The organism is Solemya velesiana gill symbiont, assembly GCF_002020805.1.
In the GTDB taxonomy this organism is placed as follows: domain Bacteria; phylum Pseudomonadota; class Gammaproteobacteria; order Chromatiales; family Chromatiaceae; genus Sedimenticola_A.
This window is the reverse complement of sequence record NZ_MPRJ01000073.1, coordinates 1-12,714: the sequence shown is the minus strand read 5'-3', so window position 1 is coordinate 12,714 and position 12,714 is coordinate 1. Positions and strand designations below refer to the sequence as shown.

General features: G+C 56.3%; 15 protein-coding genes and 1 pseudogene. 9 read left to right on the top strand and 7 right to left on the bottom strand.

Features of this window, described 5'->3' with window-relative positions:
* Window positions 1-383: 383 nt before the first annotated feature.
* Together BOW53_RS10275 and BOW53_RS10270 are read right to left on the bottom strand one after the other, a co-directional pair.
* Window positions 384-1,451, bottom strand: a complete 1,068-nt coding sequence (locus BOW53_RS10275) for a hypothetical protein (protein ID WP_078487898.1) — start codon at window positions 1,449-1,451, stop codon at window positions 384-386.
* 3 nt (window positions 1,452-1,454) lie between these two features.
* Window positions 1,455-2,420: a MotA/TolQ/ExbB proton channel family protein gene (locus BOW53_RS10270; RefSeq protein WP_078487897.1), complete on the bottom strand. Its 966-nt coding sequence runs from the start codon at window positions 2,418-2,420 to the stop codon at window positions 1,455-1,457.
* A 119-nt stretch (window positions 2,421-2,539) separates the two neighbouring features.
* On the opposite strand from BOW53_RS10270, the gene BOW53_RS13330 reads away from it, so the two are divergent.
* The 6 genes and pseudogenes from BOW53_RS13330 (at window position 2,540) to BOW53_RS13970 (ending at window position 7,041) form a co-directional block, all read left to right on the top strand.
* Entirely contained in the window at window positions 2,540-2,749 is a 210-nt protein-coding gene (locus tag BOW53_RS13330) for a hypothetical protein (protein ID WP_245832104.1), read from the top strand.
* Window positions 2,695-3,795: a glycerate kinase type-2 family protein gene (locus BOW53_RS10265; RefSeq protein ID WP_245832103.1), complete on the top strand. Its 1,101-nt coding sequence runs from the start codon at window positions 2,695-2,697 to the stop codon at window positions 3,793-3,795. Before BOW53_RS13330 ends, BOW53_RS10265 begins: the two co-directional genes overlap by 55 nt.
* A complete protein-coding gene (locus BOW53_RS10260; RefSeq protein WP_172838864.1) occupies window positions 3,785-4,603 on the top strand; it encodes a ferritin-like domain-containing protein in 819 nt (272 codons plus the stop codon). The genes BOW53_RS10265 and BOW53_RS10260 overlap by 11 nt, the downstream gene beginning before the upstream one ends.
* Window positions 4,604-4,829: 226 nt before the next feature.
* Complete coding sequence (locus BOW53_RS10255) at window positions 4,830-5,618, top strand: oxygen-binding di-iron domain-containing protein (RefSeq protein WP_078487896.1); 789 nt, start codon at window positions 4,830-4,832, stop codon at window positions 5,616-5,618.
* 120 nt (window positions 5,619-5,738) lie between these two features.
* Window positions 5,739-6,782 (top strand): annotated as a pseudogene (locus BOW53_RS10250) (PAS domain S-box protein); the annotation flags it as partial.
* On the top strand, window positions 6,763-7,041 hold the full coding sequence (locus tag BOW53_RS13970) for a diguanylate cyclase domain-containing protein (RefSeq protein WP_425442919.1): 279 nt from the start codon (window positions 6,763-6,765) through the stop codon (window positions 7,039-7,041). The pseudogene BOW53_RS10250 and the gene BOW53_RS13970, both read left to right, overlap by 20 nt.
* Window positions 7,042-7,139: 98 nt before the next feature.
* On the opposite strand, the gene BOW53_RS10245 is transcribed toward BOW53_RS13970, so the two are convergent.
* From BOW53_RS10245 to BOW53_RS10235, 3 genes are read right to left on the bottom strand one after another with little or no spacing between them, the layout of a single operon-like run.
* Window positions 7,140-7,868, bottom strand: a complete 729-nt coding sequence (locus tag BOW53_RS10245) for a UDP-2,3-diacylglucosamine diphosphatase (RefSeq protein WP_078487894.1) — start codon at window positions 7,866-7,868, stop codon at window positions 7,140-7,142.
* A 20-nt stretch (window positions 7,869-7,888) separates the two neighbouring features.
* Window positions 7,889-8,389, bottom strand: a complete 501-nt coding sequence (locus tag BOW53_RS10240; RefSeq protein ID WP_078487893.1) for a peptidylprolyl isomerase — start codon at window positions 8,387-8,389, stop codon at window positions 7,889-7,891.
* A gap of 11 nt (window positions 8,390-8,400) precedes the next feature.
* Window positions 8,401-8,979 (bottom strand): peptidylprolyl isomerase, encoded by a 579-nt coding sequence (locus BOW53_RS10235; protein ID WP_078487892.1) that lies wholly within the window; start codon window positions 8,977-8,979, stop codon window positions 8,401-8,403.
* 189 nt (window positions 8,980-9,168) lie between these two features.
* On the opposite strand from BOW53_RS10235, the gene cysS reads away from it, so the two are divergent.
* Genes cysS through BOW53_RS10225 form a run of 3 tightly spaced genes read left to right on the top strand, consistent with a single transcriptional unit; the run spans window position 9,169 to window position 11,329 of the window.
* On the top strand, window positions 9,169-10,557 hold the full coding sequence (gene cysS, locus BOW53_RS10230) for a cysteine--tRNA ligase (RefSeq protein WP_078487891.1): 1,389 nt from the start codon (window positions 9,169-9,171) through the stop codon (window positions 10,555-10,557).
* Between the two features lie 7 nt (window positions 10,558-10,564).
* The gene (locus tag BOW53_RS12840) at window positions 10,565-10,738 is read left to right on the top strand and encodes a hypothetical protein (RefSeq protein WP_172838863.1); all 174 of its coding nucleotides are present in this window, start codon (window positions 10,565-10,567) and stop codon (window positions 10,736-10,738) included.
* Window positions 10,739-10,747: 9 nt separating this feature from the next.
* A complete protein-coding gene (locus BOW53_RS10225; protein WP_078487890.1) occupies window positions 10,748-11,329 on the top strand; it encodes a DUF2927 domain-containing protein in 582 nt (193 codons plus the stop codon).
* A gap of 42 nt (window positions 11,330-11,371) precedes the next feature.
* Here the strand turns inward: BOW53_RS10225 and BOW53_RS10220 are convergent, their stop codons facing one another.
* Both BOW53_RS10220 and BOW53_RS10215 read right to left on the bottom strand, forming a co-directional pair.
* A complete protein-coding gene (locus BOW53_RS10220) occupies window positions 11,372-12,205 on the bottom strand; it encodes an ATP-binding protein (protein ID WP_281254043.1) in 834 nt (277 codons plus the stop codon).
* 3 nt (window positions 12,206-12,208) lie between these two features.
* Window positions 12,209-12,526 (bottom strand): sensor histidine kinase, encoded by a 318-nt coding sequence (locus tag BOW53_RS10215; RefSeq protein WP_281254042.1) that lies wholly within the window; start codon window positions 12,524-12,526, stop codon window positions 12,209-12,211.
* Window positions 12,527-12,714: the final 188 nt, after the last annotated feature.

Genomic DNA, 12,714 nt, shown 5'->3' with positions numbered 1-12,714 from the left:
GAACGAAGAAATGAACGGGAAATCGAATATTGGGCTGCTGTTTTAACCGGTCACGTGATCAGCTGATGATGACGACGGTGTTTTTCGAGGTTCCCTTTATTGCATGTGAAATTACTGGTAAATCATATGTCTAATCACTCTTGACAGGGGTGTGCATGGGACCTGATGACAGGCCCCGGTTCACAGCTGAAGGAATCAGCACAGGTTGAATTTACATGCGAAGCTTTCGCTGTCTGAGGGATAGTGACTTGAAGAGAGAAAGGCTGTCCGCCTGGTTCTGAACGGTTCAATCAAGGGTGATAAACCAACCCCGGTACTCTGAATAGTGGTATGGGCCTTTCGAAAACCCGGCCCATACCGCACAGCATCTTATACCGACCTTTTTACTCGCTTATCTCTGCAGGCATCGGGATCAGGCCCGGGGCATCTTCCTGGTAGTAGTAGTCATAGCGGTTGTGGAGATTGTTTGTGAAGCTCCACGCCTCGTTGAAGGAGAGACCGCTGTCCTCAGGGAAGATAACCTTGATATAGAGCCCGTCGCTTTTTACAGCCTTTAATTGACTCAGCTTCTGCTCCAAAACCTGCTGGGATACCCGCTTGAATTCCTTGTCATCCTGGCTCTTGACGTCAATTACGAATGCATCCCCAACCTTGCTGTAGCGGACATCGACCAGGTAGCGTCCCTCGGGTGAACGGGCGGGGCGCACCAGTTTGTCGTACTTGATCTTGAGTTCACGATATTCGCCGCGCAGGGAGCTCAATTCGATAACCGCCTGGCGGCCCGAGGCCTTGGCCAGTTGCAGTTCCTCTGACTGTACGGTGTATCGGTCCTGCAGGCTGGCCAACTGTTGCTGAATGGCCTGGACCTGTGACTTCATGCCGCTCAGGGTGGCCTGGGTCTCTGCCAGCAACTGCTGGGAATCGGTCAGTTGCTGCTGGGTCGTGTTGTAGTTCTGTTGCAGGGTGTCGTAGTTCTGCTGAAGGGTATTCATCTGGGTTTCTGAGCGCTTCAGTTTCTCACCCAGGGTGAAGTTCTCCGCCACCAGTTGGTCACGTCTCAGGGCCAGGTCCTCTTTCTCCGCCATCAACTTGGAGATCTCGACGCCCTGGGTCCCAATGGTGGTTTCCTGTTGCTGACTCTGCTCTTTCAGGCGCATTACCCGGATCTTGAGCATGGAGAGCCTGTTCTCGGCATCAATCAGCTTGAGCGCCAGGCTCTCTTTCTCTTCGCCGGTTGTGCGGGCAAGCTCCATGGCGGAGCGCTCAGCTTCCATTGTGGCGCGCAGTTGGTTCATCAGCTCGATGTTACGCAGCAGCAGGACCACCATGGCGATCATGAAGATCATCACGATTACCGTCATGATATCGGTGAACGAAGGCCAGAAGCTCTCCTGGTTCTGGCCCTCCTGCCTGTTCAGGCGCAGGTCGGTGAAGCTGCTGTTGGGTAGCATGGGTTATTCCGGCAGACGGAAGCCGATCTTGAGCAGCTTCTTGATGTCGTTCATGTCGTCTGCCACCGGCTGGATCTTAGTCTTGTAGATATCCACCAGTGCTGAGCCGATTCGGTTCTCCAGGTCCTCGAACGCCTGCTGGGACTTCTTCATCTCGTCCGCGAGCTGGTTGTAGGACTCCTGGGATCCTTCCATCTGGTTCACCAGGCCCTGCAGGGATCGGATCAGTCCGGTGAATTCGTAGAGGATGCTCTCGGTCTGTACCTGGAAACGGGGCAACAGGTAGTTGTTGGTGACCTGCTCCACGGCACTTACCAGGTTGGTCTGCACATCGGTCAGCTTCAGGTAGAAGTAGCCGAAGTAGATGTAGCAGACGATAGCGGTGATGGTGGTGGAGAGGGCGGTTGACATGCCATGTACAACCAGGCCCATGCCATCGACATTGACTGCCGAGGCCAGCAGATCCGAGGCGCCGATCAGGGCGATGGAGAGCGATACGATAGTACCGAATACGCCGGTCAGAATCAGGATATTGTTGATAAACTTGGGAAAGCTGTTGCGTGTGCTCTCGGAGGCCACCAGGGTGGAGGCCAGGGCGTTGTGATTCACCGGGGTGTTGGCTTGGTGCATGTGTTCCATGGTGCGATAGCGTCGAGCCATGATGCTGTTTTCATTGACCTCTATCAGAGGGCTCACATTCTCTTCCAGGTTCTCGACGAAACGTTTGACAGCGCTCTCCTCCCTGCCATAGGCCACCAGGATCCAGATGATTTTGAGAAGGCCCAGTAGGAACAGCGCCATGATCGAGCCATTGATGATCAGGCCGGTGGCGGTGAGCTGGTTCCGAAAATAGACATCGTTGATGAAGTCCAGTTTCCAGATCAATAGAGCAGCACTTGCTGCAGCGACGATAATCATCCTCAGCAGAATTTTTGTGCTGAGATTGTTGCGAAACTGTATGCTTTCCAAAACCGTTCCCCCTGGGGTGCGCAATAGCCAACCAGCTTATCACATATGTTGTGAAGAACGATGAATCTGTTAGCCTGTGCGTAGCTTGATTTATGTCACCAGAGAGAGGCTTTATAACAATGCAGGATATCCGGAAGGCCCGTTCCGATCTGCTTCAGATCTTCGAATCTGCCGTGGAGGCGGTGGGTGGCAGGAGCACTGTGAAGGAGCACCTGGAGGCCAATCCCATCGAAGGCACATGGTCCTGGTGGCCGTCGGCAAAGCAGCAGAGGCGATGGCCCAGGGCGCTGTGGACGTCCTGGGTGAACAGCTTGAGGATGGCCTTGTGATTACCAAGCATGGGCACCTTAACCGCCAATGGATCGAGGCTTCCCGTTTTGACGGCATTGAGAGCAGCCACCCGGTGCCGGACGAGAGCAGTCTTGAGGCGGGGCAGCGGTTAGTGGCCTATCTCGAAGGGTTGCCCGAGGAGCGGCCGGTGCTGTTCCTCATTTCAGGCGGAACCTCCAGCCTGGTGGAACTGTTGCCCGAAGGGGTGGCGCCTGGGCAACTGGGCCGGTTAAACGACTGGCTCCTGGGCAGTGGTCTCTCTATCACGGCCATCAATCGAATACGCAAACGGATCTCCCGGATCAAGGAGGGCGGCCTGCTTCAGTTTCTTGGTCAGCGCGAGATGGTGGGGCTACTGATCTCGGATGTGCCCGGAGACGACCCGGGCATTATCGGCTCCGGGCTGCTGGTGGCCGAGGAGCAGGAAGCGTTTGCACCAAGTGGTGATACACCTGGCTGGATCCAGGAACTCCTGGCGGCAGTTCCTGAAAAGACCGGGGGTGCCGGGGTCGATGTAAGCCTCGCAGTCGTGGCCAACCTGCGAAGGGCAAGGGAAGCCGCAGCAGAGAAAGCCGGGGAACTGGGTTACGAGACCAAGGTAAGCCATGCCTTCATCAGTGCCGATGCTGAAAACAGCGGCAGGTGCCTTGCTCTGGAGATGCTCGATGCACTGCCCGGGGTATATATCTGGGGTGGTGAACCCACCGTGATACTGCCAGAAAATCCAGGGCGGGGTGGCCGCAACCAGCACCTCGCGCTGGCCACGGCGACGGTGATCGAAGGTGTGAAGGATATTTGCTTTCTCTCTTGCGGTACGGATGGTACCGACGGTCCCGGAGAGGATGCAGGCGCCCTTGTGGATGGCGGCACCCTGGGACGCGGACGCCAGGAGGGATTCAAGGCGGATGAGTCTCTTGCCCAGGCCGATTCGGGATCCCTGCTTGAGGCCAGCGGTGATCTGGTGAGTACAGGCCCGACCGGCACCAACGTGATGGACCTGATGATCGGTCTTAAGGTTGGGGTAAAATCAGCTGGTGAAGTCTGAATTCGAATACAACCTCTTTTACCAGGCATGTCTCTGCCTCTGCGCCACTGACGTGGATGAGAAACTGGCTTTGGCCCATGCGCTCTCCAGGGCTTGGCAGGCTGGTGAGTTAACGACAGGCGACATCGAACTGCCCGGTGTCGAGATTGCCGGACATCCGGAACGCCCGGAACTCGTTCATCCCCGCAAGCTGAAGCGGCGCTCCCTGCATACCGAGGAGGGCAGGCTGGCGATGATCCACGCCGTGGCCCACATTGAGTTCAATGCCATCAACCTAGCCTGTGATGCAGTCTTCCGCTTTCGTAATATGCCAGATGCCTACTACGACGACTGGGTGCAGGTGGCAAAAGAGGAGGCGGAGCACTTCGTCCTGCTGCGGGAGCGGCTGCAGGAAGCGGGCCGCGACTACGGTGACTTTCCCGCCCATACCGGCCTCTGGGACATGGCGCGGAAAACTGCCCATGATCCCCTGGTGAGAATGGCCCTGATTCCCCGGATGATGGAGGCGAGGGGGCTGGATGTTACGCCGGGTATCAAGGATCGATTCGAGTCCGCCGGAGATGCCCCCACCGTGGCAGCCCTGGAGGTGATCCTGCGCGAAGAGGTGGGCCATGTGACCATGGGTTCCCGCTGGTTTCACTATCTCTGTGAGCAGCGCGGCCTCGAACCTGAACAGACCTATTTCGACCTGCTGGCGGAGTATCTCGGCAACGAGATCCGCTGCCCCCTGCACAAGGAGGCACGCAGGGAAGCTGGCTTCAGTGAGCGCGAGTTGGAGCGGCTGGAGGCGATCTGCAAAAGCCGGTAGAACCCGCGCCGGGTTACCCGTGATTCAATATAAACACCGAAGACAATAAAACTTTTAATTGCCAGGCCAACAGCTTACGGCACAGCTGAACGCTTACCTGCGCAAAACAACGCATGCTGTATGGATATCTTTTAGTTCCTGACTAGAATTACTGAATAGGGCAATCTGATTTGGATAGCGGTGTACGGCAAGGACGCGGCCGGAATGCTGCCGGAGGAGGAAAACCATGAACGATATAGCCGTTACGCAGTTGTCCGGTATTCAGGTCGACATGACGCGACAGACCACGCTCTTCAGGCAAGGTGGGCATGCCGTCTATTGGCTGGGAATCACAGACGAGACGGCATTCCGCTGTAATACCTATCTCATATGTGACGGTGACCAGGCGGTGATAACCGATCCCGGCAGCCGCGCTTTTTTTCAGCAGGTCTGGGAAAGGGTTGAACAGATCATTCCGCCAGAGCAGGTCTGCGGCTTGGTGATTTCTCACCAGGATCCGGACATTGCAGCTTCCATGGTGGATTGGCTGGAGCGTGTCCCTGGATGCGACATCATCACCTCGCCCCGGACCAATGTGCTACTGCCCCATTACGGTACCGCGGATTACAGCTTTTTTGATATTTCTGAAAATGGCAGTTACCAATTTGCTTCAGGCAATACCCTGGATTTTATCGAGTCGCCCTTCCTGCATTTTCCGGGCGCCTTTACCACCTATGATTCAGTGTCGAAATTTCTATTCTCCAGCGACATTTGGGCTGCCCTGGATATCGATTGGCAATTGGTGGCCAGTGACTTTGACGAGCACACCATGAAGATGAACCTCTTCCACATGGATAACATGGCATTCAATCTGGCTGCGCGTGGTTTCTTGCGGCGCCTGGAGGGTGTGGATATCGATGCCATTCTCCCCCAGCACGGTTCAATCATCGACCCTGGGCATGTCGAGGAGGCGAAAAACTACCTCAATGAGTTGCGGTGTGGCACGGACATCGTCTATGCGGATTTGGAGGATTGATCCTTGGGTGATGTGAATGATCGAGATGATATCCAGGGAATTAAGGAACAGTTGCGGGAACTGGAGCGGCAAAACAAGCTGCTGAAGCAGAGCGTTGCTCAGGGTGACCGCATCCAGAAGATGTGGCAGGACTCTGTTGACGAGCTGAAAAAAACCAAGAAGGCACTGAAGCAGTCCGAAGAACGTTTCGAACTGGCGATGGAGGGTTCCCGCGATGGGGTTTGGGACTGGGATCTGGAGACCAAACGAGCCTTTTACTCTACACGTTCCAAAGCCATGCTCGGGTATTCCGAGGATGAAATCGGTGATGAAATAGATGAGACCCTGAACAGGGTTCACCCGGAAGATGCCCACAAATTCCGCCGAGCCGCTGATGCCTACCTCGCAAGGGTGGTTGACCGCTTCGAAGTGATCGTGCGCATGCGCACCAAGAGTGAGGGCTATCGTTGGGTGCTCACTCGTGGCAAAGCCATATGGAATCGTGCAGGCAAGCCTGTCCGCTTTGTCGGTACCACTGTAGACCTGACAGAGCGCATGGAGATAGAGCAGCAGCTCAAGCTCGGTGCGCAGGTGATGGAGTTCACGAGTGAAGGGGTTATCGTCACCAATAAGGATGCGATAATCGAAGCGGTCAATCCTGCATTTACAGAACTCACGGGGTACACGCAAGAGGAAGTTGTTGGCAAGAGTCCCAGCCTGCTTGCATCCGGTCGCCATCCACCGGAATTCTTCCAGGAGATGTGGCGCACCCTGAAGGAGGAAGGAAGCTGGAGTGGCGAGATCTGGAACCGCCGCCATGACGGGCAGCTGTTTGCAGAGGCGTTGCGGATAAGCGCTATATACAACCAGCGGGGTGAGGTGACCCATTATGTCGGTATCCTCTCCGATGTCACCGAGCAGAGAAAGCGTGTTGAGGATCTCCAGCACATGGCATTCCATGATGCACTCACCGGTCTTCCTAATCGCCTTGTTTTCAACGATCGCCTTGGACAGGCTATTCGGCACGCCAAACGCTCGGGTGAGAAGATTGCTGTACTGTTCTTCGACCTTGATAAGTTCAAGGCCGTGAATGATACCTATGGCCACAAAGTCGGCGACCTTCTGCTCAAGGGAGTAACCGAGCGTGTACAGACCTGCTTGCGGGATGAAGACACCATTGCCCGGGTGGGGGGGGGACGAGTTCTGCGCGGTGCTTCGTGGCGCTGGAAAGGTACAGCACTTTGCAGAAGCGGCACAGCGCATCATCGACAGTCTCAACCAGCCTTTCGATCTAGAAGGGAATATCTGCAAGATTGGCTGCAGTATCGGGATCAGTCTCTATCCCCGGCACTCCACGGATCAGGTCCAGCTAGTGAAGTTTGCCGACGAAGCGCTATATGCAGCCAAGGAAGGTGGCAGGAACCGCTATGCTTTTCATGACTGAAAAATAAACCGGGTGGATTGTTTGCTTTATATCGAATCGGGGTGATCTAGCCGGAAATGCGGGTAAAGGATGATTCGTCTTATCTGAAATGGCGGTAATCAGCCGGCAAAGATTTGCGCCGAGATGGCCTGGTCTGTGGCCTTTAGATATGATCCCTGGTCATGGTGCCACTGGTCCAGCACGTAGCGCCTGGCCGGCTTGCCGTCCAACTGGAAGTCGTGGATGCCAGGTCTATGGGTGTGGCCGTGGATGAGGGTGGTTACGCCATGTTCCCGCATGTACTCCGCCACGGTCTGCTGGTTCACGTCCATGATCTCCGCGGCATTGCGCGATACCACTTCCTTGCTGCGCTTGCGGTACTCCGCCGCCACGGCGGCCCGCTCTTCAAGGCTCTTGGACATCATGTCATCGATGAATGCCGGGCTGCGCAGGAACTTGCGGGCCTGCTGGTACTCCAGGTCGTCGGTACAGAGCAGGTCGCCGTGCATCAGCAGGGTAGGCGCTCCTGCAAGGGTTACAACGGTGGGATCATTCAGCAGGGCGCAGCCGGTGGCTTCGGTAAAGGCCTGGCTAATCAGAAAATCCCGGTTGCCGTGCATCAGGTAGGTTTCGGTTCCTGAACCGGTGACCCATTTCAGGGCATCGAGGATTTTGGGTATGGGCGGGGTACGGTCGTCGTCGCCGATCCAGGCATCGAACAGGTCGCCCAGGATATAGAGGCCCGTGGAACCGATGGCCTGCTCCTCCAGGAAGCGGAGGAACAGGTTCACGGTATCAGGACGCTCCCCTGACAGGTGCAGGTCTGATATCAGAAGGGTGTCGGTCATGGAGAGCGGTCAGGCTGGTCTTACTCTTCACCCTCTTCTTCGGTGGTCGCCTGTTCGATCACGATGTCATCCACCGGTACGCCCTGGTGGACGGCGCGGGTGGTGGTCTCCACACCCTTGATGGCGTTGATCACGTCCATGCCGGTGGTCACCTTGCCGAACACGCAGTAGCCCCAGCCGTCCTGCCCCGGGTAGTCCAGGAACTTGTTGTCCGCCACGTTGATAAAGAACTGGGCGGAGGCCGAGTGAGGCTCCATGGTGCGAGCCATGGCGATGGTGCCAGTGAGATTGCTCAGGCCGTTCTTCGCCTCGTTCTCGATGGGATCGCGGGTGGGCTTCTCGAACATACCGGGCTCGAAACCGCCGCCCTGGATCATGAAGTTGTCGATCACACGGTGGAATATGGTGCCGTCGAAGTGGCCGTCTTTCATGTACTGCTTGAAGTTGGCGCAGGTCTTGGGGGCGTTGGCTTCATCCAGTTCGATGACGATGTCGCCCTTGTTGGTTTTCAGCGTAATCATGCTTCGCTTCCTTATTTCTGAGTTTCAATTCGGGTGACGCTCTCGATCACCACCGGTTTTTCAGGCACGTTCTTCATGTAGCTCTTGGTGATGGTGTAAACGTCGGCAATCTTGTCCACGGTCTCAAGGCCTCGGGTGACCTTGCCGAATACGGCGTAGCCCCAGCCGTCGAAACTGGGATAGTCGAGGTTCTTGTTGTCCACGTGGTTGATGAAGAACTGGGAGGTGGCGGAGTGGGGGTCGCTGGTGCGGGCCATGGCGATGGTGCCGCGCTCGTTCTTCAGGCCGTTCTTGGCTTCGTTGGTTATGGGGTCATCAGTGTGCTTCTTGTTCATTGCCTTGTTGAAGCCGCCGCCCTGGATCATGAAGCTGTTGATCACCCGGTGGAACACGGTGCCGTTGTAGAACCCCTTGTCCACGTAGTTGAGGAAGTTCTCGACTGATTTCGGCGCCTTGTCTCCGTAGAGTTCGATCTCGATGTCACCCATGTTGGTTTTCATCAGTACGCGGGTGGTTTCGGTGCCGGCGGTGGCGGCAAGCCCCAGGCTCAGAAGAAGGGCGGCAAAAAGGCGAAAAGTGTGCTTGATCATCGTGACCTCGTTGGTAGCGGATGGATTCGGCAATTTCAGGCAAAGATGGGATGATAATCGATGGCCCCGGGAAAAACCCCATTTTGCGACAATTTGGCCCTCTGGTCTTTGTTGCGGGGCGGGATTTCGTTTACCATGCGCGGCATATTCGTTATCCGCGTTGACGGCGAAGCCCGTTCTGGAGTCAGCATGCTGAAGATCTACAACGATTTCACCAATCAGAAAGAAGAGTTCAAGCCCATCGAGCCAGGCAGGGTGCGGATGTACGTCTGTGGCATGACGGTCTACGATCTCTGCCACCTGGGGCACGCCCGGGTGATGGTGGTTTTCGACGTCGTCTACCGTTACATGAAGGCCCGTGGCTACGATGTGACCTACATCCGCAATATCACCGATATCGACGACAAGATCATCAACCGGGCCAATGAGAACGGCGAGCCCTTTGGCGATCTCACCGAACGCTTCATCCAGGCCATGCACGAAGACGCTGAGGCACTGGGTATCCTGCCGCCGGATGATGAACCGCGGGCCACCACCCACCTGGCGGAAATCATCGCCATGGTGGAGAAGCTGATCGACAATGGTCACGCCTATGCAGCAGGCAATGGCGACGTCTACTTCGATGTGGGCAGTTTCCCTGAGTACGGCAAGCTGTCCGGCAAATCCATCGACGACCTGGAGTCCGGCGCAAGGGTAGAGGTGGACGAGATCAAGCGCGATCCCCTGGACTTCGCGCTCTGGAAAGCGGCCAAGCCCGGCGAGCCCGCCTGGGATTCACCCTGGGGCCAGGGGCGGCCCGGCTGGCATATCGAGTGTTCGGCGATGTCCACCTGCTGCCTGGGAGACACCTTCGATATCCATGGCGGCGGTGCCGATCTTACCTTCCCCCATCATGAGAACGAGATTGCCCAGTCCGAGGGTGCTACCGGCAAGCGATTCGTCAATTACTGGATGCATAACGGATTCGTGCGCATCAATGAAGAGAAGATGTCGAAGTCCCTGGGCAACTTCTTCACCGTGCGTGAGATTCTTGCCCGCTACCAGGCCGAAGAGGTGCGTTACTTCATCCTTACCAGTCAGTATCGCAGCCCCCTCAACTATGACGACGAGCACCTGGACAATGCCCGAGGCGCACTGACACGCTTCTACACCGCACTGCGTGATCTGCCCGATGCCGAACCAGCGGGTGGCGAGGATTTTACAGCGCGTTTCTATGATGCGATGGATGACGACTTCAACTCTCCCGAGGCCCTGGCCGTAATGTTCGATCTGGTGCGGGAGATCAACCGGGTTCGGGCTGAAGATGAGCAGAAGGCTGCAGCCCTGGGTGCAGAACTGAAACGCCTAGGCGACATGCTGGGTATCCTGCAGGACGATCCCGAGGCCTACCTGCGCAGCGGCGCCTCCAGCGAGGAGGGTGGCCTGGGCGACCAGGAGATCGAACAGCTGATTCAGCAGCGTATCGATGCCAAGGCCAACAAGGACTGGGGTTCAGCCGACCGTATTCGCGACGAACTCAAGGAGCAGGGCATCCTGCTGGAGGACGGGCCCCAGGGCACCACCTGGCGCCGGGCCTGATAGCCTGATGGGTTCAACCCCGATGCAGCGCAGGATCCTGACCATTCTGCTGTTGCTCGGGGTTTTTCTTTGCGTCACCGGTCTACGCTGGCTGGAAGAGGATTACCTGCTTCACGGCTTTGAAGAGGTTGCCCTCAAGGCCGAGTATGAGAAGGGCAAATCCCAGCCCCTGCGCAAGTGATGCCAACCGGTGCGCATCTACATCGACAGCCGCGCCGGCATGACCGAGATTCAGAAGCGCCTGGTGGACGATCACATCGCCACCCTTTCCAGGGTGATCGATCACCCAATCAGCCGGGTAGATCGTAAAGCCGATGCCAACATGTTCATCCTGTTCGAACTCACCGCACGCCTCCCAAAGGCTATCGGCGATTATTACTCAAAGACACCGTTCACACGCGAACTGCTTGATAAGAGCGTCTGTATCGCCCGTCTTCATGCCACGGCAGCAGGTGAGATCCTGCGGGTGTTCATTGCTATACCACCTGGCAAGGCACGGGCCAGGGGAAAGCTGCCGGCATGCGTTGTGGAGGAGATCACCCAGGGGCTTGGGCTGCCCAACGACTCGGACGATCTCTACCCCTCGATTTTCAACGACAAGAGCGTTTTCGATGAACTGCCCCCCCTGGACAAGCTGTTTTTGCAGGTGCTTTACGACCCACACCTGGTTCCGGGTATGGATGCCGACCAAGTACGGCCCCTGGTCAGGAAGATTCTGAAAGAGCGACTGCCTGCTGTGAGAGAGCGTTTCAAGGGACTGATGGGAGATTGAATGCCGCCATCCTGGCGAATCATCTCCACATCACGCGAGTCATCAGTTGGGCAGCGCTTCCCGGTCATCCATGTAGAGGTCGATAAGCTTCATCAGTCGTTTGATGTCCACGGGCTTTTCCAGGTACTCGATGAAGCCAGCCTCTCTTCCCTGCAGAATATCGTGTTCGGTTACGTTGGCGCTGACGGCGACAACGGGAATGTCGGCAGTCTTCTCATTGGCTTGTAGCTTTGCAAGGGCATCGTAGCCGGTACCATCGGGCAGGCGGATGTCCATCATGATCAGTATCGGCTCTACCGATAGTGCGAGCGCGATACCTTTTCGGGCAGTCTCCGCCATCACCAGCTCTATGTCAGATCGTTCAGCGAAGATGTGCTCCATCAGGGTCCGGTTGATCTTGTTGTCCTCCACGTAGAGGACCACTTCCTGGTCGTGGTTCTGTGTTGCGGATGGCAGTACCAGTTCCTTGCGGGATTGTTCATCCGCGCCGGGTAGTTCTACCACCTTGGTGTGACGAACCGGTTCGGCGTGAGTGACAGGAAGTTCGATGAAGAAGGTGGACCCTTCGCCAAGGCTGCTGGTTACGCCTATCTGTCCATCTATCAACTCGATCAACTGCTTGGCAATGGTCAACCCGATTCCGGTGCCCTCGATCTCCTCTCTTTCCCGGTCGAGACGTTCAAAGGGCTCAAAAATGGTGGCCAACTGGTGCTTATGAATGCCCGGGCCGGTATCTGCGATATAGAGCCTGAGTTTTTCATCCACCACCGATGCCATAAGGTAAACGCTGCCTTCAGGGGGTTGTACTTGATGGCGTTGGCGAGCAGGTTGAGGATGACCTGGGTGAGCCGGGTCTGGTCTGCCATGACAGAGCAGAACTCACTCTGAGCCGTCTGGTCCATTATCTAGATATCGTTTTTGAGGGCGATGGGCTTCGCCAGTTGAATGGTGTTGTCCAGGATAGACCGGCTCCAGATTGATGTGCACCTTTCCGGACTCGATACGAGAGATGTCGAGTATGTCGTTGATCAGTGCCATCAGGTGCTGACTGGAGCTGTTGATATGGGCCACCTGCTCCTGCTGTGGTGGTGCAAGCGTATCCCTGCTGTTCTTGACCAGTAGCTGGGTGAATCCGATGATCGAATTGAGCGGTGTGCGCAGTTCGTGACTCATCCTGGAGAGAAACTGCGACTTGATCTGGTTGGCTTGGTCGGCTTCGTCCTTTGCGTAGATCAGGTCAACTGTCCGCTCCTGTATCTTCTGTTCCAGTTGGTCAGCAGCGCTTTTAACAGGCTGTTGAAATTCTCCCCTGAATCCTGAAGATAACGTCTACCCCAAGAGAAAGGAAGCAACCACGATGCGCGGCCCCGACATACAGCAGGATT

Bases quoted from the DNA above. Each gene is read 5' to 3' on its own strand.
- BOW53_RS10275 (WP_078487898.1), bottom strand. From the start codon at position 1,451: ATGCTACCCAACAGCAGCTTCACCGACCTGCGCCTGAACAGGCAGGAG.
- BOW53_RS13330 (WP_245832104.1), top strand. From the start codon at position 2,540: ATGCAGGATATCCGGAAGGCCCGTTCCGATCTGCTTCAGATCTTCGAA.
- BOW53_RS10265 (WP_245832103.1), top strand. From the start codon at position 2,695: ATGGCCCAGGGCGCTGTGGACGTCCTGGGTGAACAGCTTGAGGATGGC.
- BOW53_RS10255 (WP_078487896.1), top strand. From the start codon at position 4,830: ATGAACGATATAGCCGTTACGCAGTTGTCCGGTATTCAGGTCGACATG.
- BOW53_RS13970 (WP_425442919.1), top strand. From the start codon at position 6,763: ATGAAGACACCATTGCCCGGGTGGGGGGGGGACGAGTTCTGCGCGGTG.
- BOW53_RS10245 (WP_078487894.1), bottom strand. From the start codon at position 7,868: ATGACCGACACCCTTCTGATATCAGACCTGCACCTGTCAGGGGAGCGT.
- BOW53_RS10240 (WP_078487893.1), bottom strand. From the start codon at position 8,389: ATGATTACGCTGAAAACCAACAAGGGCGACATCGTCATCGAACTGGAT.
- BOW53_RS10235 (WP_078487892.1), bottom strand. From the start codon at position 8,979: ATGATCAAGCACACTTTTCGCCTTTTTGCCGCCCTTCTTCTGAGCCTG.
- cysS (WP_078487891.1), top strand. From the start codon at position 9,169: ATGCTGAAGATCTACAACGATTTCACCAATCAGAAAGAAGAGTTCAAG.
- BOW53_RS12840 (WP_172838863.1), top strand. From the start codon at position 10,565: ATGGGTTCAACCCCGATGCAGCGCAGGATCCTGACCATTCTGCTGTTG.